15 protein-coding genes are annotated in these 15,879 nt (G+C 60.3%); 2 read left to right on the top strand and 13 right to left on the bottom strand.

What is annotated here, in order from left to right:
* Positions 1-59 precede the first annotated feature (59 nt).
* The 6 genes from acpP to EQV97_RS24480 form a co-directional block, all read right to left on the bottom strand.
* Positions 60-296, bottom strand: coding sequence for an acyl carrier protein (acpP, locus tag EQV97_RS24505; protein ID WP_004371293.1), 237 nt, complete (start codon positions 294-296; stop codon positions 60-62).
* A 191-nt stretch (positions 297-487) separates the two neighbouring features.
* Positions 488-1,231, bottom strand: coding sequence for a 3-oxoacyl-ACP reductase FabG (fabG, locus tag EQV97_RS24500; protein WP_045061723.1), 744 nt, complete (start codon positions 1,229-1,231; stop codon positions 488-490).
* A 16-nt stretch (positions 1,232-1,247) separates the two neighbouring features.
* Positions 1,248-2,186, bottom strand: coding sequence for an ACP S-malonyltransferase (gene fabD, locus EQV97_RS24495; RefSeq protein WP_240890233.1), 939 nt, complete (start codon positions 2,184-2,186; stop codon positions 1,248-1,250).
* 125 nt (positions 2,187-2,311) lie between these two features.
* Positions 2,312-3,322, bottom strand: coding sequence for a phosphate acyltransferase PlsX (plsX, locus tag EQV97_RS24490; RefSeq protein ID WP_225570844.1), 1,011 nt, complete (start codon positions 3,320-3,322; stop codon positions 2,312-2,314).
* A 4-nt stretch (positions 3,323-3,326) separates the two neighbouring features.
* Positions 3,327-3,509: a 50S ribosomal protein L32 gene (gene rpmF, locus EQV97_RS24485; RefSeq protein ID WP_008152339.1), complete on the bottom strand. Its 183-nt coding sequence runs from the start codon at positions 3,507-3,509 to the stop codon at positions 3,327-3,329.
* Positions 3,510-3,522: 13 nt separating this feature from the next.
* Entirely contained in the window at positions 3,523-4,050 is a 528-nt protein-coding gene (locus EQV97_RS24480; protein ID WP_004371317.1) for a YceD family protein, read from the bottom strand.
* Positions 4,051-4,155: 105 nt separating this feature from the next.
* Between EQV97_RS24480 and EQV97_RS24475 the strand changes: the two genes are divergently transcribed.
* Entirely contained in the window at positions 4,156-4,734 is a 579-nt protein-coding gene (locus tag EQV97_RS24475) for a nucleoside triphosphate pyrophosphatase (RefSeq protein WP_122839134.1), read from the top strand.
* Between the two features lie 23 nt (positions 4,735-4,757).
* On the opposite strand, the gene sppA is transcribed toward EQV97_RS24475, so the two are convergent.
* Genes sppA through rluC form a run of 3 tightly spaced genes read right to left on the bottom strand, consistent with a single transcriptional unit; the run spans position 4,758 to position 7,381 of the window.
* Complete coding sequence (gene sppA, locus EQV97_RS24470) at positions 4,758-5,747, bottom strand: signal peptide peptidase SppA (RefSeq protein ID WP_122839133.1); 990 nt, start codon at positions 5,745-5,747, stop codon at positions 4,758-4,760.
* A gap of 22 nt (positions 5,748-5,769) precedes the next feature.
* On the bottom strand, positions 5,770-6,432 hold the full coding sequence (locus EQV97_RS24465) for an HAD-IA family hydrolase (RefSeq protein WP_122839132.1): 663 nt from the start codon (positions 6,430-6,432) through the stop codon (positions 5,770-5,772).
* Positions 6,419-7,381 (bottom strand): 23S rRNA pseudouridine(955/2504/2580) synthase RluC, encoded by a 963-nt coding sequence (rluC, locus tag EQV97_RS24460; protein ID WP_045061729.1) that lies wholly within the window; start codon positions 7,379-7,381, stop codon positions 6,419-6,421. The genes EQV97_RS24465 and rluC overlap by 14 nt, the downstream gene beginning before the upstream one ends.
* 701 nt (positions 7,382-8,082) lie before the next feature.
* Here rluC and rne point away from each other — a divergent pair.
* Positions 8,083-11,307, top strand: coding sequence for a ribonuclease E (gene rne / locus EQV97_RS24455; protein WP_240890232.1), 3,225 nt, complete (start codon positions 8,083-8,085; stop codon positions 11,305-11,307).
* Positions 11,308-11,383: 76 nt separating this feature from the next.
* Here rne and EQV97_RS24450 read toward each other — a convergent pair whose 3' ends face one another.
* The 4 genes from EQV97_RS24450 to EQV97_RS24435 are packed head-to-tail and all read right to left on the bottom strand — an operon-like array spanning position 11,384 to position 15,742.
* On the bottom strand, positions 11,384-11,974 hold the full coding sequence (locus tag EQV97_RS24450; protein ID WP_122839129.1) for a nucleotidyltransferase family protein: 591 nt from the start codon (positions 11,972-11,974) through the stop codon (positions 11,384-11,386).
* Complete coding sequence (locus EQV97_RS24445; RefSeq protein WP_122839128.1) at positions 11,971-12,954, bottom strand: XdhC family protein; 984 nt, start codon at positions 12,952-12,954, stop codon at positions 11,971-11,973. Before EQV97_RS24445 ends, EQV97_RS24450 begins: the two co-directional genes overlap by 4 nt.
* Entirely contained in the window at positions 12,954-15,275 is a 2,322-nt protein-coding gene (locus EQV97_RS24440) for a xanthine dehydrogenase family protein molybdopterin-binding subunit (RefSeq protein WP_240890231.1), read from the bottom strand. The genes EQV97_RS24445 and EQV97_RS24440 overlap by 1 nt, the downstream gene beginning before the upstream one ends.
* On the bottom strand, positions 15,272-15,742 hold the full coding sequence (locus tag EQV97_RS24435) for a (2Fe-2S)-binding protein (protein WP_045061734.1): 471 nt from the start codon (positions 15,740-15,742) through the stop codon (positions 15,272-15,274). The genes EQV97_RS24440 and EQV97_RS24435 overlap by 4 nt, the downstream gene beginning before the upstream one ends.
* Positions 15,743-15,879: the final 137 nt, after the last annotated feature.

Here is a 15,879-nt window from a genome sequence, read left to right as displayed (position 1 = left end):
AACCGCACGCCAGGAGGCAGTGCGGTTTTTCCATGACAGCAAACAACGACTACAAACTATTACGCCTGGTGGCTGGTAACGTAGTCGATTGCAGCTTGTACAGTAGTGATCTTCTCAGCTTCTTCGTCAGGGATTTCGGTCTCGAATTCCTCTTCCAGAGCCATCACCAGCTCAACGGTGTCAAGGGAGTCAGCACCCAGGTCTTCAACGAAGGAAGCGCTGTTAGTCACTTCTTCTTCCTTAACGCCCAGTTGCTCGGCAACGATTTTCTTGACGCGCTCTTCGATGGTGCTCATACCTTGTTTTCACTCCTAATGGACAAATTCAGGCAGCTGGCCAGTGGGTAAGTGTATAGAAAGACTTTTCAGTTTTTCAACTGAAAGCTTCACTCCTCTAACCCTGCAGCCCGATGCCTATAAATAGATTGCAGCTTTATAACGGATTTTAGACAGCTCGTATGACATTTTTTTGAAGCAGTCCGTCACATTTAACTCATGTACATCCCGCCGTTCACCGGGATTGTAGCCCCAGTAACGTAAGCCGCACCGTCGGATGCAAGAAAAGCGACCACAGACGCGATCTCTTGCGCTTGCCCCAGACGACCCAGCGGAATTTGTGTAACCAGGTTTTGACGCTGCGCTTCGGGCAGTTCACGAGTCATATCGGTGTCGATGAACCCTGGGGCCACCGAGTTTACCGTAATCGAACGCGATCCGACTTCACGCGCCAGCGCACGGCTGAAACCTTCCAGACCGGCCTTGGCGGCAGCGTAGTTTACTTGGCCTGCGTTGCCCATGGCACCCACAACCGAACCAATACTGATAATTCGTCCCCAACGCGCCTTGGTCATGCCACGCAAAACGCCCTTGGACAGGCGGAACAGACTGTTCAGGTTGGTATCGACGACGTCATGCCATTCGTCATCTTTCATCCGCATCATCAGGTTATCGCGGGTGATACCGGCATTGTTGACCAGGATCGCCGGCGCACCGAACTGCTCGGCGATGCTCGCCAACACGGCGGCGACGGACTCGTCACTGGTCACATTAAGTTCCAGGCCAGTGCCCTGGATACCGTTTTCCTTCAGGGTCGCGGCAATGCGCTCGGCGCCGGATGCGGAAGTCGCAGTACCCACGACGATGGCACCCTGACGACCCAGTTCCAGGGCGATGGCCTGGCCGATACCGCGGCTTGCACCGGTGACCAGTGCAACTTTACCTTGCAGACTCATGCAAGTTTCTCCTGATTCAGGCCAACGCTGCACGGGCGGCAGCGTAAGCGTCTGGGGTATTGAGGTTGGAGGTTGCTACGCCTTCGGCGCAACGCTTGTTCAGACCGGCCAGCACTTTGCCAGGACCGCATTCGACCAGCTGGGTCGCACCCTTGGCCGCCAGCGCCTGCACAGACTCGACCCAGCGCACAGGCTTGTAGAGCTGCTCGAGCAAATCGCGTTTGAGGGTTTCCAGATCAGCCGGCACTGCTGCGCTGACGTTCTGCACAACTGGAATCTGCGGGGCCTGCCAGTCGATCGCAGCGATCGATTCAGCGAAACGCTCGGCCGCCGGGCGCATCAGCTCGCAATGGGACGGCACGCTCACCGGCAATGGCATGGCGCGCTTGGCACCACGAGCCTTGCAACCTTCAATGGCGCGCTCAACCGCCGCCTTGGCACCGGCGATGACGACCTGGCCCGGGGAATTGAAGTTGACGGCACTGACCACTTCACCTTGCGCTGCTTCAGCGCAGGCTGCCAGCACGTCAGCATCGTCGAGACCGAGTATGGCGGCCATGCCGCCCTGCCCGGCCGGAACCGCTTCCTGCATCAACTGGCCACGGCGCTCGACGAGCTTGACCGCGTCAGCCAGGCTCAGGCTGCCGGCAGCAACCAGAGCGCTGTACTCACCCAGGCTGTGACCGGCCACGTAGGCCGGACGCGCGCCGCCTTCTGCCAGCCACAGACGCCACAGGGCGATCGAGGCGGTCAGGATGGCCGGCTGGGTCTTGTCGGTTTGATTGAGTTGCTCTTCCGGCCCTTGCTGGGTCAGCGCCCACAGGTCGTAACCGAGGGCATCGGAAGCTTCTTTGAACGTTTCAAGGACAACCGGATGTTGCGCGCCCAACTCGGCCAGCATGCCGAGGGACTGCGAACCCTGTCCTGGAAAGACGAATGCGAGGGAAGCAGACATGTAACAAGCCCCTAATGATCTTGTCGTCGGAGAATTGACGTCCCGCCAGGGGGACGCAAGAAACTGACAGTTGGATGGCAAATTGAACTGAGCGGTCACATTTAAGCATTGTCCGACGAAAACGCCTAAAGCAACAAATCCTCCAGACGACCGCGGATGCGTTCCGGCAGGTTTTCCTGGATCTCGATCAACGCGCGGGATATAGCACTCTGAAATCCCTGCACCCCGGCCGAGCCGTGGCTCTTCACCACAATGCCCTGCAGGCCGAGAAAGCTCGCACCATTGTGTCGCGCAGGGGCCAGATCGGCCTGCAGGCGCTTCATCAACGGCAACGCCAGGGCACCCACCATGCGCGAAGCGAGATTCTTCTTGAACAACGCTTCAATACGCCCGGCAATCATGGTGGCCAAGCCCTCGCTGGACTTGAGCAGGATATTGCCGACGAAGCCGTCACAGACCACCACATCCGCTTCACCGCGATACAGGCCATCGCCCTCGACAAAACCGATGTAGTTGATGCCCCGCGCCTCCTGCAACAAGGTGGCGGCCAGCTTGACCTGCTGATTACCCTTGATGTGTTCGGTGCCGATGTTCAACAAAGCGACTCGCGGGCGGACGATACCCAGCGTCTCGGCCGCCACCGAGCCCATGACCGCAAACTGCAGCAGGTGTTCGGCGCTGCAATCGACGTTGGCCCCGAGGTCGAGCAGCTGGCAATAGCCCGTCTGCGTCGGAATCGCCGCCACCATCGCCGGCCGATCAATGCCCGGCAAGGTCTTGAGCACGAATCGTGACAACGCCATCAACGCCCCGGTATTGCCGGCACTGACACAGGCCTGGACCTTGCCATCGCGCAACAGCTCCAGCGCAACGCGCATCGACGAATCCGGCTTGCCACGCAATGCCTGGGCCGGTTTCTCGTCCATGGTAATGACTTCGCTGGCGGGCACGATAGACAGGCGCGCGCGATCCGCAGCCGATTGGCCTGCAAGCAATTCTTCAAGGAGAGAGGGTTGACCAACGAGGGTCAGGTGCAGCGAGGGTGTAGCATTCAGACAAGCGAGGCTGGCCTGAACAATGCTGCGGGGACCGAAGTCCCCGCCCATTGCGTCAATCGCGATGACTTGAGCAGACAAGTGATTACTCGTCAGCGCCCTTGTCGATCACTTTACGGCCACGGTATACGCCTTCTGGCGATACGTGGTGACGCAGGTGAATTTCACCGGTGGTTTTTTCTACAGACAGAGTGCTTGCCGTCAGGGCGTCGTGCGAACGACGCATGTCACGGGCAGAGCGGGATTTTTTGTTCTGCTGAACAGCCATAATTGATTAACTCCTAAACGTTTGGGTCACGCTTTAACTGCGCCAATACACTGAACGGGTTGGACCGCGTTACCTCGTCCTCGCTCGGTTCGGGCTCATCGAGACCCGCCGGCTGCTGGCATTCTTCCGGATGATGAGCAGGCACAATGGGCAAGGCGAGCAGAAGCTCCTCCTCGATCAGTGACTGCAGATCCAATGGATCTTCGCCCAGTTCCAGCACGTCATAACCTTTCGGCAACGACTGGGTATTCGCACCCTCCTTCACCACAGCATAACTGCATTCGCTATGGATCGGCAGGGTGACCAGCTCAAGACAACGCTGGCAAACCATTTTGACTTCGGTGTCGATAAAGCTGTGGATTACCACAGACTTACGTTCATCTCGTTCAAAAACGAATTTCGCCTGCACCGTACCGACAGTGTCGGAAAGCGGGTCGCAGAGTCTCTCCAAATCGGCCAGCAGCAGTTCACCTTGAAGGGTGGTGCCACGGTCAGCCAATTTGCGCGGGTCAACGTGAGGTGGAATCGGGTCATTCAACATAGGCGCAGCATTATAGGGATGCACCCAGCCATGTCAAAGGAAATTCAGCCCTGTGCGTCACTTGGAAGCCTCGCTAGAATTCGCAACTGACTTCTGGAGTTGCGCATGCTGCCTTTATTACTCGCTTCAAGCTCGGTTTACCGCCGGGAATTGCTGGCCCGCCTGCGGTTGCCGTTCGTCTGCAGCTCGCCAGACATCGATGAAAGTCATCGCCCACAAGAGCCGGCCATTGAACTGGTCAAGCGCCTGGCCAGGGAAAAAGCCCAGGCGCTGGCTGGCATTTTTCCCGACCACCTGATCATTGGTTCCGACCAGGTCGCGGTGCTCGGCGAGCGCATCATCGGCAAACCGCACACGTTCGAGAAGGCGCGGGATCAGTTACTCGCCGCCAGCGGCGCCAGCGTGACCTTCCTCACGGGCCTGGCCCTGCTCAACAGCCAGACCGGGCATTGCCAGGTGGATTGCGTGCCGTTCACGGTGCACATGCGCACCCTCGACCAGGCAAGCATCGAGCGTTACCTGCATGCAGAGCAGCCCTACGACTGCGCAGGAAGCTTCAAGGCCGAAGGATTGGGGGTGAGCCTGTTTCAACGCACCGAAGGCCCTGACGCCACCAGCCTGATCGGCCTGCCGCTGATTCGGCTGATCGATATGCTGCTGGTCGAGGGCGTGCAAGTCCCTTGAAAGCAAAAGATCTTTTAAACGGCTTAACGCAACGACGGGCCGTTGAAACCCATCCACATCGCCAATTGCTCAGCCACGCTGGCGCCGAGCTTCTTCGAGAAGCGGTCGAACGTCGACTCCTGAACGGTAAAATCCACCAGTTCTTTCTCGCCAATGACATCGCGGGCTACCGAGCTGGCACTGCCCAGACCATCGATCAACCCCAGCGGCAGCGCCTGCTCACCCGACCAGACCAAGCCAGAGAACAGCTCCGGGTGCTCCTTGTCTTTCAGGCGATCGCCACGACCCTTCTTCACACTATTGATGAATTGCTGATGGGTGGTATCGAGCACGCCCTGCCAGAACCGAGTCTCATCAGGCTTCTGCGGCTGGAACGGATCGAGGAAGGACTTGTGCTCGCCAGACGTATAGGTCCGACGCTCCACGCCCAGTTTCTCCATGGTGCCGACAAAACCATAACCGGCCGCAGTCACCCCGATGGACCCCACCAGGCTGGCCTTGTCCGCGTAGATCTGATCGGCCGCACTGGCAATGTAGTAAGCGCCGGACGCCCCCAGGTCGGAGATGACTGCATACACCTTGGTATCAGGATGCAGCGCGCGCAGGCGAACAATCTCGTCGTACACATAGCCTGATTGCACCGGGCTGCCGCCCGGACTGTTGATCCGCAGGACCACGCCCTTGACCTTGTCATCCTCGAAGGCCGCTCGCAGGCTGCCAACGATGTTATCGGCGCTGGCCTGTTCCTTGTCGGCGATCACACCAGTGACCTCGATCAGCGCGGTGTAGTTGGCACCGCGAGTGGCGGCTTTTTCCATGTCCATCAGCGGCGTGAACAGCATCAAGGCGCCAAACAGATACACAAAGGTCAGCAGCTTGAAGAAAATCCCCCAGCGACGGGACCGGCGTTGCTCCTGCACGCTGGCCAACAGGGTCTTTTCCAGCAATTTCCAGCTTTTCTCGTCACCGCTCTGCGCATCCGCCTTGGCGGGCGCCTTCCATTCGTCGGTCATGCCATCTACCCCAAAAAACCTGTTAAGCCTGCTGATTCAGCCAGGCATGCAATTCTGAAAAACGATCAATCGCCAGTCGCGGCTCGAACAGCTTCAGCGCCTCGATCGATTGCGCGCCGTAACTGACGGCAACCGACGCCATACCGGCGTTGCGGGCCATCTGCAGATCGAAAGAGGAGTCGCCAACCATCAGCGCCTGCTCCGGGCGAACCTCGCAGTACGCGAGGATCTGCTCCAGCATAAGAGGATGAGGCTTGCTGGCAGTTTCATCCGCCGCACGGGTGATATCGAAATACTTTTCCCAGCCGTGGGCCTTCAATACCCGGTCGAGCCCGCGACGAGCCTTGCCGGTCGCAACGGCCAAATGATAACCCTCGGCGCGAAAGGCCTCCATTGACTCGAGCACACCCTCGAACAACGGCGAAGGCACGGCTTCGGCGGCGATATAGTGATCGGCGTAATACCCGCGAAAGGCGATAAGCTGCCCTTCACTTATGTCCGGGTACAGGGTACGAATCGCTTCCGGCAAGCCGAGACCGATGATGCCCTTGACGGCAAAATCATCGCGCAGCTCGAATCCGGAGCGCTCTGAGGCCACATGCATGGCCTCGACAATCCGCCCGATGGAGTCCGCGAGGGTCCCGTCCCAGTCAAATATCAGCAGTTTGCAATCAGAGGGGTGCACTCAGGCGCTCCACAGTCTTGGCCCACATTTCATCCACCGGCGCCTGCAACTTCAGCTCGCCACCATCAGGCAGCGGCACGGTCAGCAGATAAGCGTGCAGGAACAGTCGCTTGCCACCCAGGTCGCGGATTTCCTTGCTGAAACCCTCATCCCCGTATTTCGGGTCGCCAGCGATGCAGTGCCCGGCATGCAGGGTGTGCACACGGATCTGGTGGGTGCGGCCAGTGATTGGCCTGGCTTCGACCATGGTCGCAAAGTCTCCGAAGCGCCGTAGCACCTTGAACACGGTCACAGACTCCTTGCCCTCCTCCTCGTCGACCTCGACCATGCGCTCGCCGGAACGCAGGTTGCTCTTGCCCAGCGAGGCACGGACTTGCTTGATCGAGGCGGCCCAGTTGCCACGAACCAGCGCCATGTAGCGCTTGTCCACGCCATCACCGCGCAACGCCGTGTGCAAGTGACGCAGCATGCTGCGTTTCTTGGCAATCATCAGCAGGCCAGAGGTGTCTCGGTCCAGTCGGTGGACGAGCTCGAGCTCCTTGCAATCGGGGCGCAACTGACGGAAGGCTTCGATCACGCCGTAGGTCAGACCGCTACCGCCGTGAACCGCAATGCCACAAGGCTTGTTGATCACGATCAGGGCCTTGTCCTCGAAGATAATCGAGGCTTCGAGGCGCTGCAGCAGGCCTTGTGCCAGGGGCACCGGCTCGTCGCGCTCGGGCACGCGCACAGGCGGCACGCGCACGATATCGCCCGCCTGCAGCTTGTATTCGGGCTTGATCCGACCTTTGTTCACTCGCACTTCGCCTTTACGCAAAATGCGATAGATCAAGGTCTTGGGCACGCCTTTGAGCCGAGCGAGAAGGAAGTTATCAATACGTTGGCCGGCATATTCCGGCGAGACCTCAAGCAGTTGTACGCTTGGGGTCGAGGGGGCAGTAGTCGTCATGGCGCAGATGATATCAATTTTTTATGGAATTGAAGCACTTAATCATTGCTGCTATAGTCGCGAACGCCGCCAAAAGCGGCCTGGACAGCGGACCAACGGTCTAAAACCGGCCCTGACCAATGCAATTCACCAGGACGCGAGGCCGTCCTACGGGGCTTTCGCTACTTAACGGTGGAGTTTGCAGCTGTAACGAGCGCAGGTGACATGAGGCCTGAATCAAGCCGCAGGGCAGAGTTTTCACTCGCTTTGCGAGCCAATATTCATGGCCAGTTCACAAAGTGCAGTCAGTTGCGAATGACCCCGAGCGAAGGTTTCGGAAACAACGCCTAAATTAGCCATGATGCGTGACCTCCCCTTTTGGAGCTCACGGTAAATGCCAACCCGCTGCGGATTCTGCGCGCGGCAGCACCCGAATTATCAGGGATACGTGTAGGGTGGAGATGCACAACCGCTGGACTGTGTAGCAATAGGCTTTTTCAAGACGCTTCATCTCGTCCACAGCCACTGGTTGATTCCTCCTCCTGACTGAGTGCTTAAGTAGCCACAGCAAGCAGGACGCGTACGTCGCGACGAAGGCCCACATTGGCCGGACATCGCTGGACACGGGAATGGCCAACCACTCCCGACGCACCTGACACCGACCATGAGAAGTCGTGTGTGCCGAACGCCGTTTCCGGCAGCCCGGAAACCGACGGTACTACATGAAAAGAATGCTGATTAACGCAACTCAACCCGAAGAGTTGCGTGTTGCACTGGTAGATGGCCAGCGCCTCTACGACCTGGACATCGAATCCGGTGCACGCGAGCAGAAGAAGGCCAACATCTATAAAGGCCGGATTACTCGCATCGAACCAAGCCTTGAGGCTGCCTTTGTCGATTTCGGCTCTGAGCGCCACGGCTTCCTGCCCCTCAAAGAAATCTCCCGCGAATACTTCAAGAAAGCCCCGGAAGGCCGCGTCAACATCAAGGACGTCCTGAGCGAAGGCCAGGAAGTCATTGTCCAGGTCGAAAAAGAAGAACGTGGCAACAAGGGCGCCGCCCTGACCACCTTCATCAGCCTGGCCGGTCGTTACCTGGTACTGATGCCGAACAACCCGCGTGCTGGCGGCATCTCCCGTCGCATCGAAGGCGAAGAGCGCAACGAACTGCGTGAAGCCCTGAACGGCCTGGTTGCCCCGGCTGACATGGGTCTGATCGTGCGCACTGCCGGCCTTGGTCGCAGCAGTGAAGAAATGCAGTGGGACCTCGATTACCTGCTGCAACTCTGGACCGCCATCAAAGAAGCCTCGCTCGATCGCTCCGCGCCGTTCCTGATCTACCAGGAAAGCAACGTGATCATCCGCGCCATCCGCGATTACCTGCGCCAGGACATCGGCGAAGTGCTGATCGACAGCGTTGAAGCCCAGGACGAAGCCCTGACCTTCATCCGCCAGGTGATGCCGCAGTACGCCAGCAAGATCAAGCTGTACGAAGACAGCGTTCCGCTGTTCAACCGTTTCCAGATCGAAAGCCAGATCGAGACCGCTTTCCAGCGGGTCGTTGAACTGCCTTCCGGCGGTTCCATCGTCATCGATCCGACCGAAGCCCTGGTGTCCATCGACATCAACTCGGCGCGCGCCACCAAAGGCAGCGACATCGAAGAAACCGCGCTGCAGACCAACCTTGAAGCTGCTGAAGAAATCGCCCGTCAGTTGCGCTTGCGCGACATCGGCGGCCTGATCGTCATCGACTTCATCGACATGACCCCTGCCAAGAACCAGCGCGCCGTGGAAGAGAAAGTCCGCGAATGCCTGGAAGCCGACCGCGCTCGCGTGCAAGTCGGTCGCATCTCGCGCTTCGGCTTGCTGGAAATGTCCCGTCAGCGCCTGCGTCCATCGTTGGGCGAAAGCAGCGGCATCGTTTGCCCACGTTGCAACGGCACCGGCATCATCCGTGACGTTGAATCGCTGTCGCTGGCGATCCTGCGCCTGATCGAAGAAGAAGCCCTGAAAGACCGTACCGCCGAAGTTCGTGCACAAGTGCCGATCCCGGTGGCCGCGTTCCTGCTCAACGAAAAACGCAACTCGATCACCAAGATCGAACTGCGCACCCGAGCCCGCATCGTCATTCTGCCGAACGATCATCTCGAAACGCCGCACTTCGAAGTTCAGCGTCTGCGCGATGACAGCCCGGAAGCCCACATCAACCAGTCCAGCTACGAAATCGCTGCTGCCGCTGCCGAAGTGGAAGAAGTCCAGCCAGCCGCTGCGACCCGCACCCTGGTCCGCCAGGAAGCTGCAGTCAAGACGGCCCCTGCCCGCGCCAATGCGCCGGTTCCTGCCGAAGTGGTTGCTGCCGCGCCTGTGGCTGCACCGGCCGCCGTGCCAGAGCCAAGCCTGTTCAAGGGCCTGGTGAAGTCGCTGGTCAGCCTGTTTGCAACCAAGGAAGAGCCCGCCGCACCGGTTGTGGTTGAAAAACCTGCGACCACCGAGCGTCCGGCTCGTAACGAAGAGCGTCGCAACGGTCGTCAGCAGAGCCGCAACCGTAACGGTCGCCGCGACGAAGAGCGCAAGCCTCGCGAAGAACGTGCACCGCGTGAAGAACGCGCTCCACGGGAAGCTCGTGAACCACGCGAAGCTCGTGAAGAAACGCCGGCAGTAGCCCGCGAAGAACGCGCGCCACGTGAAGAGCGTGCACCACGCGCACCGCGTGAGGAACGTGCACCGCGAGCTCCACGTGAAGACCGCAAGCCACGTGGCGAGCGTGAAGAACGTGTACGCGAATTGCGCGAACCCCTGGACGCTGTTGCTCCAGCCGCTGCCGCTGTCGCTACCACTGAAGAGCGTCCGGCTCGCCAGCCACGCGAAGAACGTGCTCCACGCCCACCGCGTGAAGAACGTCAGCCACGTGCCGAGCAAGCAGCAGCTCCAGTAGCCGAAGAAGAACTGCTGTCCAACGAAGAGCAACTGCAGGAAGACGGACAGGAAGGCGCCGAAGGCGATCGTCCACGTCGTCGCTCCCGCGGCCAGCGTCGTCGCAGCAACCGTCGCGAGCGTCAGCGTGATGCCAACGGCAATGTGATCGAAGGTTCGGAAGAGTCTGACTCCGCTGAAGGCGAAGTGGCGGCCACTGCCGACGCACCAAGCGCTAACGACCTGGCCGCTGGCCTGGCTGTTACCGCAGCCGTTGCCAGCTCGGTGATCAGCGCTCCAGCTGAAGCACAGGCCAACGAGCAAGCCGAGCGCGCTACTGCTGCTACCCTGGACACTGCTCCAGTCGAAGCGCCAGTGGTTGAAGCGACCTCGCCTGTCGAAGCCACCGCTTCGCCGGAAATCGAAGTGGCGCCGGTTCGTGAAGCGCAGCCTGAAGTAGAAGCGGCACCGCAACCTGCGGCAGTCGTCGAAGCTCCAGCAGTCATTGCAGAGCCTGCTGCCGAGACAGTCAGCGAAACCGTGACCGAATCGATTCGTGAAGTTCGCGAAGAGCAAACCGCTTTCAACTGGGTTGCCGAGCCAGCTGTTGCAGAAACACCCGCCCCGGCAGCTGAAACTCCGGCTTACGAGCCAGAGCCAGTAGTTGCGGCTGCAGAGCCTGCTCCAGTGGTTGAAGCGCCGGTTGAAGCGCCGGTTGAAGCCGAAGTGGCTGCACCTGTGGTCGAAGCCGCGCCGGCAAGCGCCCTGACTGAAAATGGCCGCGCGCCAAACGACCCGCGTGAAGTGCGTCGTCGCAAGCGTGAAGCCGAGCGTCTGCAGAAGGAAGCTGAATTGGCTGCCGCTGCTGCTCCAGCCGTGGTCGAGGCTGCACCGGTGGTCGCTGAAGCCCCTGTTGAAGTTGCCGCTGAGCCTGTAGCGTCAGTGATTGATGAAGCACCACGCTCCGTTCAGGACGCGGTAGAGCAACACGAAAAAGCCCAGGAAAAAGAGCACGAGCCTAAACCCCTCGTCTGATTCCGACGGCTGACAAAAAGCCCCGCCTGGTGATCCAGAGCGGGGCTTTTTTATACCTTGAAGATCAAAAGATCTTTTACACAAACACCAGGGCGCCGGGCACATCCACATCCCACAACACCCCAGGATCATCCACCTCTACTTCAACCACCCTGGCCGTAGCAAACAGCGGCCTGGCCCCGCCGTCCCCCGAGAGCGCGATCAACGCCGGTCCGAAAGAATCCGCGAACGCCACCGGGTGCCCATACTCGCCGTCATGCACTGGCACACTGATAGTGTCAGCCGCCCTCCCTGCTATCACCCGCTCAATGCTCGAAGGCAGGATGAACGGCATATCCCCCAGCACAATCAACCAACCACCGGGCTGCGGACACGACGCCACGCCGGCAGCAATGCTGTCCCCCATGCCCGTGGACTCGATCAGGACCACCTCGAACCCATAGGCCTGGGCCATGCGAATCACCTGGGGACGATCTGCAGTGGTAACCACAACCCGTTTGCCCGCCTTAGCCGGCAGGTTCACGAGGACATGCTCGATGACCGACCGCACGGCACCGTCGCGCCCGGTACAGTCCGCCAGCAACTTGTCCTTGTCGGCGCCCGCCACCTGGCGAAAGCGCTCGCCCTGCCCCGCTGCCAGCACGATGACGGCGATGGGTTCGCTCATGGCGCCTCCTGCAAGGGCTTCTTCTGTTTGAGTTCGACACCGTTCTTGATTGCGACAATTTCAGCCATCAGCGACAAAGCGATTTCCGCTGGCGAATGGCTACCAATGTGCAAGCCGATCGGGCCGTGCAGCCGTTCAATGGCCGCGGCCGACAAGCCTAGCTGAGCCAGATTGTCCCGGCGCTTCAGGCTGTTGACCCGAGACCCCAGCGCACCCACGTAGAATGCATCGGAGTCCAGCGCCGTCAGCAGCGCCATGTCATCCAGGCGCGGGTCATGGGTGAGCGCAACAATGGCGGTGCGCTCGTCGGTCTGGATAGTCAGTACCGCTTCGTCGGGCATGCCCGGGACGAAGCGTCCATGCTGCTCTTCCCAGCCATGGACAAATTCGCTGCGCGGATCGCAGATCAGCACCTCGAAATCCAGCAGCCGCGCCATCTCGGCGACATATCGCGACAGTTGACCTGCGCCGATCAGCAGCAGACGCCAGCGCGGACCATAAATGGCCCGCAGCGTCCTGCCGTCAAAGGTCAGCGTTTGCAACTTGTCTGCGGGCTCCAGCAACACCTCACCGGTTTCAATCGACAGCGAGCGCGCCACAATCTCGTGCGCCTCGCAACGCGCCAGCAATTGTGCCACCCAGGCCGGATCGCCGACGCGCTCCTCAGTCAGGCGCAAGGTGCCGCCACAAGGCAAGCCAAAGCGCGCCGCCTCCTCGCGAGTCACGCCGTAGGTGATCAACTGCACGGGCGGTCCGTCAACCGGGATGCGCCCATCGTGCAGGCGGGCAATCAGATCATCCTCGACACAGCCGCCGGAAACAGACCCTATCACCACGCCATCTTCACGCAACGCCAGCATGGCGCCAGGTGCCCGGGGCGCAGTGCCCCATGTCTGGACCACGCTGTACAGCACCACCCGCTGGCCCGCATTGCGCCATTCCAGCACGCTGCGCAGGACATTCAGATCGACGCTGTCCATCAGGCTTGCGCCTTCTGCCAACCCTGTAACTGGAAGCGCACCGGCAGGTTGCGAATACGCTGGCCCGTGGCAGCAAAAATCGCATTACATAGCGCCGGCGCAATCGGTGGAACGCCAGGTTCGCCGACGCCCCCAAGCGGCACGTCTCCCGGCGGAGTGACCATGTGCACCGCCACCTCCTTCGGCGCCAGGGACATGCGTGCTACTTCGTACATGTGGAAGTTATCCTGTTGGACCTTGCCGTCCTTGAAGCTGATTTCGCCGAGCACCGCATTACCCAGGCCCATCACACAGGCACCTTCAAATTGCGAGCGGATGCGCTCGGGGTTGATCTGCGGACCGCAGTCCACTGCGATATCCGCCTTATGCACGATCAACGTGCCGTCATCCTTGACCTCAACCTCGATCACCGCCGCGACATAGGTGACAAAACTGTAGTGCACCGCCAGGCCCAGGCCACGCCCCTTGGGCAAGTCACGACCCCACCCCGCCGCCTTCGCCGCAGTTTCCAGGACCTTGCGCATACGGCCGGTATCAATCGGATAGCGTTCCGGTGACTCGCCATAGTTCCACTCTTCGCTCAAGGTGCGCGGATCGATCTGGCGGTCCGGACCGAGCAGTTTGATCTGGTACTCCAGCGGATCGCGGCCGGCCTTGTGGGCCAACTCATCGACGAAACTCTGGATCGCAAAGCCGTGGGGGATGTTCGACACCGAACGGTACCAACCCACCCGGGTATGCACCTTGGCCTCGGGGTTTTCCAGGCGCACGTTGGGGATCGCATAGGCCATGTTGGTGAAGCCCATGCCCAGCTCGAAAGCCGCTTCATGGTTCATGCCCGGTGCGAACAGCGCAGTGATACTGGGCGCGACTGTGCGGTGCAGCCAGCCGGACGGCAGGCCGTCCTTGTTCAGGCTGGCTTTGAGGTACTCGGCCGACACGGTATGAAAGTACGAACAATGGATATCGTCTTCACGCGTCCATTGCACCCGCACTGCCTTGCCGGGAAATTCCTTGGCGAGGATCGCCGCTTCGATGACAAAATCCGGCTTGGACTTGCGCCCGAAGCCGCCGCCGAGCAGGGTCACGTTGACCGTGACGTTATCGAACGGGACGCCGAGGCGTTCGGCAATTCGCTCTCGCGTCACCTGGGGTGCCTGGCTCGGTGCCCAGGCCTCGCAGACGCCGTCCTTGAAGCGCGCAATGGCAACCATCGGTTCCATAGGGGACTGTGCCAGGTGCGGCAGATAGTAAGACGCTTCCAGCGTGGTTTCGGCGTTGCCCATGGCCTCGTCGATGTTGCCGGTGTTGCGCACGACCTTGCCGGGCTTGAGCGATGCGGCTTCGAGCTCCTTGCGGTAGGCGATCGAGTCATAGCTGGCATTCGGGCCATCGTCCCACTCGATCTTCAGCGCTTCGCGCCCTTTGATCGCCGCCCAGGTATTGCTGGCGATCACTGCCACGCCACCCAGGGGCTGGAACTCCGACGGCATTGGCCGCCCTTCGATATTGATGACCTTGAGCACGCCAGGCACTTTCAGCGCCGCACTCGAGTCAACGGATTTGACCTTGCCGCCGTAAACCGCCGGGCGCGCAATGGTTGCGTAGAGCATGCCCTCAATGTGCACATCGGCGCCGTAGACTGCACGACCATTGACGATGTCGGCACCATCAATCGCCTTGATGCCTTCCTTGCCGATGTATCGAAACTGCGCAGGCTCCTTGAGCCGCAGGCTGTCGCGGGCCGGCACTGCCAGTGCAGCAGCGGCAGCCGCCAGGGCGCCGTAACCCAGTTCACGCTTGGTGGGCTGGTGAATGACTTTGTGCAACTGTGCCCGACACTCGCCTACCGGCACTTTCCACTGCTCGGCAGCCGCTTGCTCAAGCATCGTGCGCGCAGCGGCGCCACAACGACGCATCGGCTCGTACCAATGGCGCATGCTGCGCGAGCCGTCGGTGTCCTGGTTGCCATAGCGAACTTCATCACCGGGCGCCTGCTGCACCTTGACCATCGCCCAGTCGGCATCCAGCTCGTCCGCCACCACCATGCTCAGGCTGGTGCGCACGCCCTGGCCCATTTCCGAGCGGTTGCACACCACGGTCACGGTGCCATCGGCGGCAATGCTGACATACACTTTTGGATCGTCGATCCAGCCATTGGGCATACCGTCTGCGCCGAATTTCTGCTTTTTGTCGGCGGCAAGTGCGTCCTGCCAACCCCAACTGGCGGCGAGCACCAGCGCGCTGGTAGCGCCTACGCCCTTGAGGAAACCACGGCGGCTGAGATTGCTCAGCGCAAAATCATTCGGTAGCCCGCTCATGCCTTGGCCTCCTTCAGGTGGGTGGAGGCTTGGCGTATGGCGGTCTTGATACGGTTGTAGGTGCCGCAACGGCAAATGTTGCCCACCATCGCTTCTTCGATTTGCTCGTCGCTGGGGTTGGGGTTGACCTTGAGCAATGCCGTCGCCGACATGATCTGCCCGCCCTGGCAGAACCCGCACTGAGCCACTGCTGTGTCGAGCCAGGCTTGCTGGACGACTTGCCCAACCGGGTCACTGTGCAAATTGTCGATGGTGCTGACGTCCTGGCCGATCACCGACCCGATCGGCGTGATGCAACTGCGTGCCGGGGAGCCGTCGATGTGAATGGTGCAGGCACCACACAGGCCCATGCCGCAGCCAAACTTGGTGCCGTTGTAACCGGCCACGTCGCGAATTGCCCAGAGCAGGGGCATGTCCTCGGTGACATCGAGTTGATGGTCTTGACCGTTGAGTTTCAGGGTAATCATGGGCACGCCCGCATATCTAAAGACGGTTATGGGGTCGAGCAATCTGCCGCCAGAGGCTGGCGGTTGGAATCACGCAGATCGACTCAGGCTAAGGAGGCTCTCTCATGCCGACGGCGACGTCTGCATCGGGCCTTTGG

This window comes from Pseudomonas sp. TMW22090 (assembly GCF_022496665.1).
Classification (GTDB): domain Bacteria; phylum Pseudomonadota; class Gammaproteobacteria; order Pseudomonadales; family Pseudomonadaceae; genus Aquipseudomonas; species Aquipseudomonas gregormendelii.
Note: the sequence above shows the minus strand (reverse complement) of the source record. Positions and strands in the feature narration are given on the sequence as shown.

Excerpts from the sequence above, each read along its gene's own strand:
- acpP (WP_004371293.1), bottom strand. The coding sequence starts at position 296 with ATGAGCACCATCGAAGAGCGCGTCAAGAAAATCGTTGCCGAGCAACTG.
- fabG (WP_045061723.1), bottom strand. The coding sequence starts at position 1,231 with ATGAGTCTGCAAGGTAAAGTTGCACTGGTCACCGGTGCAAGCCGCGGT.
- fabD (WP_240890233.1), bottom strand. The coding sequence starts at position 2,186 with ATGTCTGCTTCCCTCGCATTCGTCTTTCCAGGACAGGGTTCGCAGTCC.
- rpmF (WP_008152339.1), bottom strand. The coding sequence starts at position 3,509 with ATGGCTGTTCAGCAGAACAAAAAATCCCGCTCTGCCCGTGACATGCGT.
- EQV97_RS24480 (WP_004371317.1), bottom strand. The coding sequence starts at position 4,050 with ATGTTGAATGACCCGATTCCACCTCACGTTGACCCGCGCAAATTGGCT.
- EQV97_RS24475 (WP_122839134.1), top strand. The coding sequence starts at position 4,156 with ATGCTGCCTTTATTACTCGCTTCAAGCTCGGTTTACCGCCGGGAATTG.
- sppA (WP_122839133.1), bottom strand. The coding sequence starts at position 5,747 with ATGACCGACGAATGGAAGGCGCCCGCCAAGGCGGATGCGCAGAGCGGT.
- rluC (WP_045061729.1), bottom strand. The coding sequence starts at position 7,381 with ATGACGACTACTGCCCCCTCGACCCCAAGCGTACAACTGCTTGAGGTC.
- rne (WP_240890232.1), top strand. The coding sequence starts at position 8,083 with ATGAAAAGAATGCTGATTAACGCAACTCAACCCGAAGAGTTGCGTGTT.
- EQV97_RS24450 (WP_122839129.1), bottom strand. The coding sequence starts at position 11,974 with ATGAGCGAACCCATCGCCGTCATCGTGCTGGCAGCGGGGCAGGGCGAG.
- EQV97_RS24445 (WP_122839128.1), bottom strand. The coding sequence starts at position 12,954 with ATGGACAGCGTCGATCTGAATGTCCTGCGCAGCGTGCTGGAATGGCGC.
- EQV97_RS24440 (WP_240890231.1), bottom strand. The coding sequence starts at position 15,275 with ATGAGCGGGCTACCGAATGATTTTGCGCTGAGCAATCTCAGCCGCCGT.
- EQV97_RS24435 (WP_045061734.1), bottom strand. The coding sequence starts at position 15,742 with ATGATTACCCTGAAACTCAACGGTCAAGACCATCAACTCGATGTCACC.